We start from the raw sequence: 13543 nt of genomic DNA on the forward strand, positions 1-13543 counted from the left end.
CTGATAAACCCCGGTCAATCCGCGCAGCCGACCCGTCCTCCGTCGCTGCCGCGGAGGCCGAGAGAGTTGAACGCGGACCAGAATACGACAGTCGACGAATAGAGATACGTCGTCTGCGTGGCGTAGTCTCGGGTTCCGAAACGCTTACCCGAATTTCGACCCCGGGTTTACGTGGTATGACGAAGGTTAGCATCGTCGGTGCGGCCGGAACGGTCGGGGCCGCCGCCGGCTACAACCTGGCGCTTCGGGACGTCGCGGACGAACTCGTGTTCGTCGACATCCCCGACATGGAGGAGAAAACCGTCGGGCAGGCCGCGGACACGAACCACGGCATCGCCTACGACTCGAACACGCGCGTGCGACAGGGTGACTACTCTGCGACCGAGGGGTCCGACGTCGTGGTGATCACGGCCGGAATCCCGCGGAAGGAGGGGCAGACCCGCATCGACCTCGCGGGGGACAACGCCCCGATAATGGCCGACATCGGCGAGTCGCTCGCCGAGTACAACGACGATTTCGTCTCCGTGACGACGTCGAACCCGGTCGACCTGCTGAACCGCCACCTGTACGAAGCCGGCGACCGCGACCGCCACACGGTCGTCGGCTTCGGCGGCCGACTCGACTCCGCGCGGTTCCGGTACGTGCTCTCCGAGCGCTTCGACGTCCCCGTCAAGAACGTCGAGGCGACGATTCTCGGCGAGCACGGCGACGCGCAGGTCCCGGTGTTCTCGAAGGTCCGCGTCGACGGCCGCGACCCGTCGTTCGACGCCGACGAGAAAGAGGAGATACTGGGCGACCTCCAGGAGTCCGCGATGGACGTCATCAGCCGGAAAGGCGCGACCCAGTGGGGGCCGGCGACCGGCGTCGCCCACATGGTCGAAGCCATCCTGCGGGACACCGGCGAAGTGCTTCCGGGGTCGGTCGTCCTCGACGGCGAGTTCGGCTACGAGGACACCGCCTTCGGCGTCCCCGTCAAACTCGGCTCGAACGGCGTCGAGGAAGTCGTGGAGTGGGACCTCGACGACTACGAAGCCGACCTGATGGACGAAGCCGCCGAGAAGCTCTCCGAGCAGTACGACAAAATCTCCTGACTCCGCGCCGCGACCTCGCCACCGCCTTCGGCCGTCTTCGGTTTCCTCCTCGTTTTCGCGCGACGCAGCCGATAGAATCACGTCGGTTCGCTGTCACGGGTGCGGCATGGAGGACGTCGACACCCGCCGCGTCTCGGTGTTCCTCGCCGTGACGTTCGCCGTCTCGTGGGCGACCGCAGCCGTCATCTACGCGACCGGCGGCCTCACCGACAGCGCGACGCTCGTCGGGCCGCTGACCGTTTCCGCGGTACTGCTGCCGACTGGCTACATGTTCGGCCCCGCCGTCGGAAACGTCGTCACTCGAATCGCGACGAATGAAGGCTGGACCGAGTTGCTGCTCGACCCGAACCCGGAGGGGAACCTCCGGACGTACGCCGCGATGTGGCTCGCTCCCGCGGTGCTGACGCTGCTCGGCGCGGCCCTGTTTTTCGCCGCGTTCCCGTCGACGTTCGACCCGTCGATGCAGGGGTACGCCGACGCGCTCGCCGAGGCCGGCGCGACGAGTATCGACCCGGCGCTGCTCGTCGCAATCCAGGTCGTCGCCGCGGTGACGGTCGCGCCGCTGCTCAACGGGCTGTTCGCGTTCGGCGAGGAGTTCGGCTGGCGGGCGTACCTGCTCCCGAAACTGCTCCCGCTCGGCGTCCGCGAGGCGGTGCTGCTCCACGGCGTCGTCTGGGGCGTCTGGCACTGGCCGCTCATCGCGATGGGAGACGAGTACGGCTTCGGCTACCCCGGATTCCCGTGGACGGGGTTCCTCGTGTTCCTGCCGTTCACGGTGTCGCTCGGCGTCATCTTCGCCTGGGCGACGTTCCGGGTCGAGTCTGTGTGGCCGGCTGCCGTCGGGCACGGCGCGGTCAACGCCATCGCGCCGCTCGCCGCCGTGTTCGTCGCCGGCGACCCGAATCCGCTGCTCGGCCCGATCCCGGTCGGCATCGTCGCCTGCGCCCCGTTCATCGCCACCGCGGCGTGGCTGCTGGCCCGGAGCGACCTGCTCGACCCCGCGACGGCGACACCGCTCGTCGACGACGCCGCCGATGCCGATACCGGCGTCGCCGACGACGACGCCGACCCGGTCGCTTCGGACGACGGTGACGCCGCCTGACTCCGCGAAGATTCAAATAGGGGGACGCGGCCAGCGTCGCCGTGACCTGACAGTCGCCGCGGAGCGACCAGCGGGTGTGCGGCGCACCGCTCCGCGTCCGAGGCCGCGCCGCCTGCCAGCCATCACAGCCGCGCCTTGAGCGCCTGCGCCGTCTTCTCGCCGACGCCCGGGACGTCCGTCAGGTCCGCCTCCGTCGCCGCCCGGACGTTCTCGACGCTGCCGAACCGCCGGAGGAGCCGCCGGCGCGTCTCCGGCCCGATTCCCGGGACGTCGTCGAGTACCGTCGAGACGTCGTCCCGGAGCGTCTGGTGGTACTGCACGGCGAACCGGTGGGCCTCGTCGCGGACGCGCTGCAGGACGTGAAGCTGCGGCGCGTCCTCCGGCCAATCGAAGACCCGGTCAGGCGTGATTACGAGTTCGTCCTCCTTGGCAAGCGCAACCGTCGGGACGTCCCAGCCGACTTCGCGGAGCGCGTCCCGAGCAGCGCCGAGCTGTCCGTCGCCGCCGTCGACGAGCAGCAGGTCCGGATCCGGTCGGTCGTCGCGACCCTCGACGGCGCACACCGCTCGCCACCGAATCAGGTCGCGCATGTTCCCGTAGTCGTCGTTGCGGTCGGCGAGCTTCTTCCGCCGGTAGTCCGCCTTCTCGGCGGCGCCGTCCACGAAACAGACGTCGGAGCCGACGACCTGTTTCCCCTGCGCGTGGCTCACGTCGAACCCCTCGATGCGCTCCGGCCGGGGGATGCCGAGCGCGTCGCCGAGCGCCGCGAGGCCGTCCTCGCGGGCCGGCCCGCTTCTCGCGTTCTTCAGCGCGAGCTCGACGAGCTTCGCCTCCCGACCGGCGCCGGGGACGCGGACCGCGACGTCCTCGGCGCGGAGCCACGCGAGCACGTCGTCGTCAGCGGGGCGCTCCGAGAGCAGGACGGCGTCCGGGAGCTCCCGTTCGGCGTAGTACTGCACGAGGAACGCCGCGAGCACCTCCGCCACCCGGTCTTCGGCGTCCGGCGCTTCGAGGACGTGGCGGGTGCGGTCGACGAGCTGGCCGCGTTCGCTGTGCAGCCGAGCGACCACCGCCGAATCACCCTCCACGGCCGCGCCGAGGACGTCGACCGCGCGTTCGTCGCCGCGGCTCGACACGGCCTCCTCGCCGGCGCCGTGGAACGACTCGACTGCGTCGAGTTTATCCCGGAGGTTCGCCGCTCGTTCGTATTCCTGCTGCTGTGCGGCCTCGTCCATCGCGCGGCGCAGCGGGTCCGCGAGCACGCCCGTCTCGCCCTCGAAGAACCGAGTCACGGATTCGACGTCCTCGCGGTACGCGGATTCGGCAATTTCGCCGGTGCAGGGCGCCGAGCACAGCCCCATCTCGTAGTCGAGACACGGGCGGTCGCGGCCGCTGTACTTGTGGTCCGAGCAGCCGCGGAGCCCGTACGTCTCCCGCAGCGCCTTCACGACGGTTTCGACGCGGCCCTTGTCCGTGAACGGCCCGAACACGGTCGCGCCCTCCTCCGGGTCGCGCGTCACCTGAATCCGCGGGACGGCGTGGTCAGTCAACTGGACGAGCGGGTACGACTTGTCGTCTTTCAGCCGGACGTTGAACCGGGGGTTGTGCCGCTTGATGAGGTTCGCTTCGAGCAGCAGCGCCTGCGTTTCCGTGTCGGTGACCGCGAAGTCGAGCGCGTCGGCCCGCTGCACCATCCGGGCGACGCGGGCGCTCCGCGGGTCTGCGTACGACCGCACCCGGTCGCGGAGGTCCAGCGCCTTCCCGACGTACAGCACGGCGTCGCCCTCGTGGAACTGGTAGACGCCGGGCTCACGCGGGAACGCCGCTGCCCGGTCACGGACGGCGCTCGCGTCCATGTGTCTCCGTGGGTGCTCGGCGCGCTTGAGGGTGACGCGTCGGGCGCCGGAGTATCACATCTGAGTATTTGAAGGAAACGTATAGGGGGAATGGTTGGGCGGGTTCCAGTATGCGTACTTGGCTCAGGCGGCTCGGGGAGAAACTCGTCGGGTCGCAGACCGACCCGGTTCCGGACGGTGGGGTCACGGTGCAGGACAGCAGCGACCCCGCCGAGATGCCGACCGCAGAGGAGAAGTCGGAAGAACTGAACGTCGACGACGACCTCCTGCTCGACGGCGTCGGCTCGCCGGTGTTCATGATCGACGCGGACGGTGAAATCGTTGCCTGGAACAACCCGATAGAGGACCTCACGGGCGTCTCCGCCGACGACGCAGTCGGCCACGAACACGCCAGCGAGATGTTCTACCCCGACGGCCGGCGGGCGAAGACGCTCGCCGACAAGGTGCTCGAAGCGCCCCAGACCGCGGACAAGGAGTTCGGGGTGTCCGTCGAGGACCGCGAGCAGAACCTCTACTGCGACGAGAGCGTGATGACCGACCGTCACGGCGAGGACCGCCACATCTACTTCACGGCGATGCCGCTGTACGAGGACGGCGACGTGGTCGCGGTCATCGAGACGGTTCGCGACCGGACCGAACAGCAGCGCCGGCAGGAGGCCGTCGAATCACTGGTCACCGAGTTGCAGTCCACGATGCAGTCGCTCATGGACGGCGAACTGTCGGCCCGCGCCGACTTCGACCACGAGAACGACCTGCTCGACGACCGGCTCCTCACCGTCGTCGAGGAGGTGAACGACCTCGGCCGGGAGTTCCAGGAGATGACTCGCGGCGTGGACGACCGGACGGAGCACCTGCGTGAGTCCGTGGACGAAGCCGTCGACGCCGCCGGCGACATCTCCGAGAACGTCGGCGAGCAGAACGAGCTGCTCACCGAAGCCGTCTCGGAGATGCAGACGTTCTCCGCGTCGATGGAGGAGGTCGCCGCGACCGCAGAGGAGGTCGACACGGCCGCCGACCAGGCGCGCGACGCCGCCAACGAGGGGCTCGACGCCTCCGAGGACGCCCGCGAAGCCACGGAGGAAGTGACCGAAATCGGCGAGGAGCTCGTCGAGTCCGTGACGGACCTCGGCGACCGGATGGACGACATCGAGGCGGTCGTCGAGGTCATCTCGGACGTCGCAGAGCAGACGAACCTGCTCGCGCTGAACGCGAACATCGAGGCGGCGCGCGCCGGCAAGGACGGCGACGGCTTCGCAGTGGTCGCCGAGGAGGTCAAGACCCTCGCCGACGAGACCCGTCAGCACACCGAACAGATCACGGGGAACATCAGCGAACTCCAGAACCAGACCGACTCGACGGTCGTCGCCGCCGAGCAGAGTCACCAGCAGATCGACCACGCGGCCGACCAGATCGACGACGTACTGGAGGCGTTCGAGGACATCGCGGCGTCCATCGATCAGGCCGCCGACGGCATCACCGAGGTGTCGCGGGCGACCGACGACCAGGCCGCGACCGTCGAGGAGCTGACCGCCACCATCGAGGACGTCCGGGACCGGTCCGGCGAGACCGAGGCGGCGGCGGACCGCATCGTCGCGGCGACGGACGAGCAGACGGAGGCCATCGACGCGCTCTCCGATCGGGTCAGGGAGCTGCGCGGCCGCGACTCGGGCGTCCAGACGGACGGCGGCGTGAACCGCGGCGAGTCGCCGTTCCGGACGGACGGCGGCATCGCCCGCCGCAGCGGCGTGGAAGCCGACTCCGAGCCGGACGACGGCGCCGGCGGCGTCGCCGACAGCGACACCGGCGGCTTCGAGTTCGGCGCGGACCGCTGAGCCACGCGGACGCCGCGGCGGCGGCCGGAACTCCCCACTGCTTTTTCCGTTCGCGCCCGACGCGACGGTATGCGCCTCTGGCTGGTCGAACGCGAGTACGACACGCGGCAGACCGTGACGCTCCGGTACGCGACGGTCGACGGCGACGCCACGTACACGCGGCAAGCGTCCGTCGAGTTACTGCAGCGAAACCCGGCGACCGCGGCCGTCGAAAAGACCGAAGACGACGTCGCCGCTGTCGACGACGAGGAGGCGCGCGAGCGCTACGCGGCGGAGGCGGAGCGGATGGCCGACGAACACGATCCGGACGACGTCGTGTGAGTTCGGCTGCGCAGTGTCACCACGGCGGCGCGGCGGAGCGACGTGCTGTGAGTCGACGTGCGGCGGAGCGGCGTGAAAAGTGAAGAGCGGTGCGCGGACGGGTCAGCGGCTCAACACCAGTTCTCGAGGACCGGTGCGTCTCGCTCTCCGATGGAGAGCCACGCGTCGTCGTGTTCGATGTCGGCAATGACGAACTCCGCGGTGGATTCGTCGACTGACGCCATCACCTCGGGCTCCGTGCTGACCCGTGTCATGAATGCGACTCTCTCCCACACACTGATAAGCACATCGGAACGACAGCCGCGGCGACGCGATCGCCGAAACGGCCGAGTGGAACGAGTCGGACGGCGCCCGGGGTTGTGAGTCTGGTGGCCGTCCGGCTGAACGGCACCGTGAGACAGGTGAACGGGGCTTCGCAGTTTACAAGAGGCGTCGGCGGGAAAGCCGGGGTATGAACGTAGCCGACGCGATGACGCCGCGGGAGGACCTGGTGACGGTGTCGCTCCCGGGCAGCCGCGACGACGCCCTAGCGTACCTGCAGGAGTACAAGTTCTCCTCGGTGCCGGTGGTGAAAGAGACGGACGGCGGCGAGCAGTACCGCGGCCTCGTCTCCCGCGACGACATCACGGAGAACCCCGACGAGGACCAGCTCGCGCTGCTGCTGCGCGAGGTACCGACGGTGACGCCGTCGACCAACCTCCGGGACGCCGCACAGATCATGCTCGGCGACGGCATCCGCCGCATCCCGGTCGTCGAAACCGACGACGGCGACCGGCTCGCCGGCATCGTCACCGTCACCGACGTCGTCCACGCCATCGCTCACGGCGACATCGACGTCGACGAGACCTGCGGCGACGTCGCCGGCCGCGACGTCAACACGGTGTACGCCGAGACGCCGCTCCCGGTCGCCGAGCGCGAACTGTACTACGCGAACGTCCCGTACGCGGTCGTGCTGGGCGACGACGGCGACATGGCCGGCGTGCTCACGGAGGTCGACGTGCTCGACGTCGCGCGCATCGTCGAGGGCGAAGACGACACCGGCGGCTCCATCGCCGACGAGGACGACGACTGGAAGTGGGAGGGCATCAAGTCCGTCGGGAACGCCTACGTCCCGACCCGGAACGTCCAGATTCCGGCAGAGGCGGTGTCCGAGTTCATGACCGCCGACGTCGTCACCGTCGGCCGGCGCCGCACCGTCACCGAGGCCGCCCAGGCGATGATCACGAACGACGTCGAGCAGCTCCCGCTCGTCACCGGCGGCGACCTCGCCGGCATCGTCCGCGACGTCGACCTGCTGGAGGCGCTGTAATGGCGACGCAGTCGGACGTCATGGAGCTGGCGAAGCGCCGCGGCTTCTTCTTCGGCGCCAACGGCGCGTACGGCGGCGTCGCCGGCTTCTACACCTACGGCCCGCAGGGCGCCGCGCTGAAAGACAACCTCGAATCCGCGTGGCGTGACCGGTTCACCGTCAAGCAGGGTAACCACGAAATCGAGGCGCCGACCGTGATGCCGGAGGCCGTCTTCGAGGCGTCCGGCCACCTCGACGGCTTCGACGACATGCTCGTCGAGTGCCCCGAGTGCGGCGAGTCCCACCGCGCCGACCACCTCATCGAGGACAACACCGGCATCGAGGAGGCCGAGTCGCTCCCGATTTCGGAGGTCGAGATGCTGATTCGCGACCACGACCTGCGCTGCCCGTCCTGCGACGCCGCGCTGGCGGACGAGCCGGTCGAGGAGTTCAACCTCATGTTCGAGACCGCCATCGGCCCCGGCTCCGGCCAGCCCGGCTACCTCCGCCCGGAAACGGCGCAGGGCATCTTCGTGGAGTTCCCGCGGCTCAAAGAGTACGCCCGGAACCGGCTGCCGTTCGGCGTCACGCAGATCGGCCCGGCGTACCGGAACGAGATTTCGCCGCGGAAGGGCATCATCCGCGTCCGCGAGTTCACGCAGGCCGAACTGGAGCAGTTCATCGACCCCGAGACCGACGAACCGCCGCTGGCCGACGTCGAAGACGTCGAAGTGACGCTGTACCCCGCCGACGAGCAGGAGGCCAGCGAGGCGCAGAGCGCCTCGGAGGCGAGCGGCGAAGCCGCGAGCGCGGACGGCGAGCCGTACACGGCGACCGTCGGCGAGGCGGTCGAGGAAGGCGTCATCGGCTCCGACTGGGTGGCGTACTACCTCGGCGTCGCGCAGGGGTGGTACGAGCGCATCGGCGTCGACATGGACCGGTTCCGGTTCCGTCAGCACCTCCCCGGCGAACTCGCACACTACGCCGCGGACTGCTGGGACGCCGAGGCCGAAGTCGACGGCGACTGGATCGAAATCACCGGCTTCGCCTACCGCGGCGACTACGACCTGAAAAAGCACGCCGAACACTCCGGCGAGTCGTTCACGGTGTTCCAGCAGTACGACGAGCCGAAGACGGTGGAGCGCGCCACGGTCGACCCGGACATGGCGACGCTCGGCCCCGAGTTCGGCGGCGACGCCGGCGCGGTGGCTGACGCGCTCGAGTCGCTCGCCGAGCGCGACCCGGACGCCTTCGACGCCGACGAGGTCACCGTCACCGTCGACGGCGAGACGTACGCGGTGGACGCGGACGTCGCGAACTTCTCGGTGGAGGAGGTGACGGAGAACGGCGAGCACGTCACGCCGCACGTCGTCGAGCCGTCGTTCGGCGTCGACCGCATCCTGTACACGCTCGTCGAACACGCCTACCGCGAGGACACCGTCGACGGCGAGCCGCGGACGTACCTCTCGCTGGAGTCCGAGGTGGCGCCGCGGGACGCCGCGGTCTTCCCGCTCGTCACCAACGACGACGAACTGACGGCGCTCGCCGACGACGTGATGGCGGCGCTGCGCGACGCCGGCCTCTCCGTCGAGTACGACGACTCCGGCAGCATCGGCCGCCGGTACCGACGGCAGGACGAGGTCGGCACGCCGTTCTGCGTCACCGTCGACCGCGACGGCCTCGAAGGCGGCGGCCCGGACACCGTGACGGTCCGCGAACGCGACTCGGCGCGGCAGGTCCGGCTCCCCGTCGACGACGTCGCCGACGAACTCGCGGCGCTGCACGACGCCGAGTCCGACCGGACGTTCGGCGACGTCGCAGCCGCGTACGACGAAATCGACACCGGCGTCGACACGGCCTGAGCCGATGAGCGGCGAACTCAACCGACGGCTCGTCCACGCGTCCGGGACGGGGCTGCCGCTGCTGTACGTCCTGGAGCTGGTGACGTGGTCGCAGCTCCAGGCGCTGTTCGGCGCCGCCGTCGTCGTCGCGTTCGCGCTCGAGTTCGCCCGGCTCGTCGTCGGCGTCGACCACCGCGTCTACGACGAACTGACCCGCCAGTACGAACAGGACAACGTCGCCGGCTACGCGCTGTACATGGTCGGCTCGTTCATCGCCGTCGTCGTGTTTCAGCCGGCGATGGCCGTCCCGGCCGTGCTGATGTTGACCATCGGCGACCCGGTGTCGGGCTACCTCGGCTCGAACGACGCGACGACCGCGAAGGAACTGGGCGTGCTCGGCGTCATGTTCCTCGTCTGCTTCGCGCTCGCCGTGCCGTTCACCGTCCCGGCGTTCGGCCGGGTCGCCGGCGTCGCGGTCGCCGCCGCCGGCGCCGCTGGCGCGACCGCCGCCGACGGACTGAAGCCGGTCATCCGCGGCTACGTCGTCGACGACAACCTCACGATTCCGCCGGTCGCCGGCGCGGCCATGACCGCGACGCTGTCGCTGCTCGGCTGACGGGCGCTGCCGCGGAGACGGGCGCTGCCGCGGAGACGGGCGCTGCCGCGGAGACGAACCCCGGGGAGAAATGGAGGCTTGAGCGGGCGCCGAGCCGGGAGCGGCGGAGCCGAGTCCCGTCAGATGGTCAGGATAGACGTGACGAGGTGTTTCGTGAAGATGGCGACCAGGCAGCCGAGCCACGTCATCAGCACGAAGTGGAGGTAGGCGTTCGCCTTGTTGCCGCCGTCGATGGTCCGAATCATCACCGACGAGAGGACGGCGTTGAACAGGATGACGAGCAGCAGCAGGAACTCGATGAGCGCGATGTCGTAGGCGCCGGCGTAGATGATCTGGCCGACGCTGCCGGTGTCGGTGATGTTGAACTGCGCGGAGAGGTCGGCGAGGATGCTGACGACCTGCAGGCCGATGAAGAACGCGAACGCGGAGGCGGACGTGATGCCGTACAGCAGCCCGATCATGGTGACGGTCGCCTGCCGGCGCTGCTCGCGGAGCTGCATCACCGTGTTCATGTTCTCGGAGATGAGTTCGCCGAGCTGTTTGGGCTCCCCGCCCATCGACCGCCCCTCGAGGTACATGTCGGAGAACTTCTGGATGAGGTACGACCGGGTGTCGGTGGCGAAGGTGTACCACGCCTGCCCGGAGTCGATGCGGATGTTGAGCCGGCGGTACAGCCGCGTGATGGAGTCGGTGAGCGCGCCGAAGTCCTTCTGGTGGAGCGTCTCGAGGACGTCGCCGGTGGTGGACTGCTTCGCGGATTCGGCGGCGCCGAGCGCGCGGATGAACGACGGGAACTCGGCGTCGCGCTCCTCGATGTTGCGCTCTTCGATGCGGAGCATGACGCCGGTGAACGCCATCGGCGTGATGGGGACGCAGATGTACAGCGGCAGCGGGATTTCGTTGAGGAAGAACAGGAGGCCGCGGAGCCCCGGGCCGACGTCGAACAGGCCGGCGCCGACGTACGCGACGAGCAGGAACGTCGCGCCGACGCCGACCGCGAAGCTGAGCCACAGCCGGAAGTCCGACGGCGCGCCCTGCTCGGAGTGGAACCACACCGGGTCGTGCGGCGCCATCGCCCGGATGATGACGTAGAAGGCGAGCTGAACGACCATGAACAGGACGATGACCGCAGACACCGTCGCGGTCGGGTTGTTCCCGGTGAGAATCGGGAGGACGATGGCGAACACCAGCGCGAACGTCATCGACAGAATCATCGACATGTAGAGGTCCTTCATGACCTCGAGGTTCGCGAGCGCGCCCTCGTACACCGTGATGTAGTTCTGGATGACGGCGTCCTGTTCGGACAGCAGGAAGTCGTCGAGCGACTGGCCGGCGCCGATGGTGTAGCCGAGCCGGTCGAAGAAGTCGGAGAAGGCGTCCGACGGCACCTCCTTCGCGCGGCGGCGCAGCGCGTCGTCGAGCGACTGGTTCCAGGTGTCGACGAGGTGGGTGACGCGGGCGAGTTCGTCCGCGGCGGCGCCGTACTCCTCCTCTGCGGCGAGCGTCCGGAACACCTCCATCCGGTCGATGTTCGTCGTCGACAGCACCGTCATGTGCGTCATGACGAGGTGCAGCTGGTTCTCGATGGCGACCTTCCGGCCGTTCAGGTACAGCTTCGGGTAGATGACCGCGGCGACGAACACGAGCAGGCCGAGCGCCGGAATCGGGAGCCTGACCGTCAGCGGCAGCGGGAGCAGGACGGCGCCGACGAGCGTCAGGAGGAGGAAGCCGAACGACGGCAGCAGCACGACGCCGACGTACTTCCGCTTGGACATGTCGAGCGCGTCGTACGAGTCCAGCAGGTCCGCGACTGCCTCGGCTACGGAGTCGGGGAACAGCTCGGAGTCGGACGTCGACGCGCCGGTGCTCATCTGTCGGTCCCGCTACCTCGTCGAGCGGTGCATGTCGAACGGGAGGCCCTCGACGCCGTCGCGCTGGAACGACGTGATGGCCTCGTTCACCTCGTGGTAGCCGAGGACGCCCTCCTGAATCATGCGGTCGACGAGGTCGGCCCGGAACGACAGGTCGTCGTAGATGTCGCGGGTGTCTGCGTAGCCGAGCAGCGTCGCGATCTGGTCTTCGAGGACGTACGAGTTGTTCATGCCGCGGAACACGATTTCGTCCTCGACGGGGTCCCAGTTGAACACTTCGCGGGTGACGACGCCGTCCATCTCCTTCGAGTACCCCTCGATCTCCTGGACGGACGTGACGCGGCGAAGCACCTTGTCGCCCTGCTTCACGCGGTTCTGGAACAGCGCGACGTCGGCGTTGTCCATGAACGTCTCGGGGACGTTGATGGGGTCGGACGTGAACCGCTGAATCATCGAGACGATGTCGGACGCGTGGAACGTCAGCATGACGGGGTGGCCGGTCTGGGCGGCCTGGAACGCCATGCGACCTTCGGCGCCACGCACCTCACCGACGATGATGTAGTCGGGCCGGGAGCGCAGCGCGGCCGCGACGAGGTCGAACATGTCGACGTCGTTCGAGTCGCCGCCGTCGCCCTCGCGGGTGAGCAGCTGCTGCCACGTGTTGTGCGGCGGGACGACCTCCGCGGTGTCCTCCGCGGTGTATATCTTGGAGTCCCGCGGGATGTACGAGAGGATGGAGTTCAGCGTCGTCGTCTTCCCGGACGCCGTCTCCCCGACGACGAACACGGTCTGTTCGTTCTCCAGGCACAGCCAGAGGTACGCCGCCAGCTCCGGGCTGAGCGTCCCCCACTTCGTGATCTGGTTGACCGACAGCGGCGTGTCCTCGCTCTGCCGGATGGTGAGCGACGACCCCTTGATGGAGACGTCGTCGGAGTAGATGATGTTGATACGGGAGCCGTCCGGGAGCGTCGAGTCGACGATGGGGTGGGAGTCGGAGACCGGGTCGCCCATCCGTTCGCCCATGTTGCGGAGCCAGTTGTCGAACTCCTTCGGCGTCCCGAAGTCGACGGTGGTCTCCAGCATACCGAAGACGCCGTGGTCGACGTGGCACTCCTTCGGCCCGATGACGTGAATGTCCTCGTTCTCCGGGTCGCGCATCACCGGTTCGAGCGGCCCGAACCCGACGATGTCGCGGTTCAGCCGGTACCGAATCGACTCGTAGGTCTGCTGGGACACCTCGGTGCGCCCGAAGTTCATCACCTTCGACAGCGGCCCGTAGTCGCCCTGCTCTTCGGCGATGACGGTGACCTCTTCGAGCAGCTCCTCGATGAGGTCGTCGTAGCCGGCTTCGGCGTCCGGCGTCTGTTTGTGGCCGCTCTTGTTCAGCAGTTTGCCCTTCACGATGTCGAGCACCTGCTCTTCGGCCGACGACAGCGTCGGTTCGACGGCGTAGTACTTCGTGTCCTGCCCGAAGTCGCCGTAGACGTGACAGTAGATGGGGCCGCCGACCGGGTACAGCACGTTCGGCCGCCGCGTCTCGTGTTCGCCCTCGATTTCGTCGACGAACATCGGGAACTCCCCGGTGATCTGTTTGAACTTCTGCAGGTGCTCCCGGAGGTGCGGTCGCTTCATCGCGAGCTGCTTCAGTTCGCTGGACGGCTGCGCAGTTCCTTGGTCCGTCATGTCATATCACCTCTGGTTGTCGCGTGTGGCGTGCGGCGTCGC

Annotated in this window: 11 protein-coding genes; 7 read left to right on the top strand and 4 right to left on the bottom strand. The window is 68.5% G+C overall.

The genetic code is table 11. The annotated features are described in order from the left end of the window. Positions 1 to 176: 176 nt before the first annotated feature. A complete protein-coding gene (gene mdh / locus ACQUS7_RS09970) occupies positions 177 to 1091 on the top strand; it encodes a malate dehydrogenase (protein WP_435126251.1) in 915 nt (304 codons plus the stop codon). Between the two features lie 106 nt (positions 1092 to 1197). Then, entirely contained in the window at positions 1198 to 2193 is a 996-nt protein-coding gene (locus tag ACQUS7_RS09975; RefSeq protein ID WP_435146729.1) for a CPBP family intramembrane glutamic endopeptidase, read from the top strand. Between the two features lie 122 nt (positions 2194 to 2315). On the opposite strand, the gene ACQUS7_RS09980 is transcribed toward ACQUS7_RS09975, so the two are convergent. Next, entirely contained in the window at positions 2316 to 4049 is a 1734-nt protein-coding gene (locus tag ACQUS7_RS09980) for an excinuclease ABC subunit C (RefSeq protein ID WP_435146731.1), read from the bottom strand. 110 nt (positions 4050 to 4159) lie between these two features. On the opposite strand from ACQUS7_RS09980, the gene ACQUS7_RS09985 reads away from it, so the two are divergent. Next, positions 4160 to 5881, top strand: coding sequence for a methyl-accepting chemotaxis protein (locus ACQUS7_RS09985; protein WP_435126244.1), 1722 nt, complete (start codon positions 4160 to 4162; stop codon positions 5879 to 5881). A 69-nt stretch (positions 5882 to 5950) separates the two neighbouring features. Further along, the gene (locus tag ACQUS7_RS09990) at positions 5951 to 6202 is read left to right on the top strand and encodes a hypothetical protein (protein ID WP_435126243.1); all 252 of its coding nucleotides are present in this window, start codon (positions 5951 to 5953) and stop codon (positions 6200 to 6202) included. A 110-nt stretch (positions 6203 to 6312) separates the two neighbouring features. On the opposite strand, the gene ACQUS7_RS09995 is transcribed toward ACQUS7_RS09990, so the two are convergent. Beyond that, positions 6313 to 6456: a DUF7556 family protein gene (locus ACQUS7_RS09995; RefSeq protein ID WP_435126240.1), complete on the bottom strand. Its 144-nt coding sequence runs from the start codon at positions 6454 to 6456 to the stop codon at positions 6313 to 6315. A 197-nt stretch (positions 6457 to 6653) separates the two neighbouring features. Here ACQUS7_RS09995 and ACQUS7_RS10000 point away from each other — a divergent pair, with 197 nt between their 5' ends. From ACQUS7_RS10000 to ACQUS7_RS10010, 3 genes are read left to right on the top strand one after another with little or no spacing between them, the layout of a single operon-like run. Further along, positions 6654 to 7511, top strand: a complete 858-nt coding sequence (locus ACQUS7_RS10000; RefSeq protein ID WP_435126238.1) for a CBS domain-containing protein — start codon at positions 6654 to 6656, stop codon at positions 7509 to 7511. After that, positions 7511 to 9352, top strand: coding sequence for a glycine--tRNA ligase (glyS, locus tag ACQUS7_RS10005; protein WP_435126236.1), 1842 nt, complete (start codon positions 7511 to 7513; stop codon positions 9350 to 9352). Before ACQUS7_RS10000 ends, glyS begins: the two co-directional genes overlap by 1 nt. A gap of 4 nt (positions 9353 to 9356) precedes the next feature. Next, positions 9357 to 9947: a dolichol kinase gene (locus tag ACQUS7_RS10010; protein WP_435126234.1), complete on the top strand. Its 591-nt coding sequence runs from the start codon at positions 9357 to 9359 to the stop codon at positions 9945 to 9947. Between the two features lie 119 nt (positions 9948 to 10066). Here ACQUS7_RS10010 and flaJ read toward each other — a convergent pair whose 3' ends face one another. Both flaJ and ACQUS7_RS10020 read right to left on the bottom strand, forming a co-directional pair. Then, positions 10067 to 11818, bottom strand: a complete 1752-nt coding sequence (gene flaJ, locus ACQUS7_RS10015; RefSeq protein ID WP_435126232.1) for an archaellar assembly protein FlaJ — start codon at positions 11816 to 11818, stop codon at positions 10067 to 10069. A 12-nt stretch (positions 11819 to 11830) separates the two neighbouring features. Further along, complete coding sequence (locus tag ACQUS7_RS10020; protein ID WP_435126230.1) at positions 11831 to 13501, bottom strand: type II/IV secretion system ATPase subunit; 1671 nt, start codon at positions 13499 to 13501, stop codon at positions 11831 to 11833. Between the last annotated feature and the right edge of the window lie 42 nt (positions 13502 to 13543).

The sequence above is a fragment of the Halobaculum sp. P14 genome (genome assembly GCF_051195155.1).
Taxonomy (GTDB): Archaea; Halobacteriota; Halobacteria; order Halobacteriales; family Haloferacaceae; genus JBNTKA01.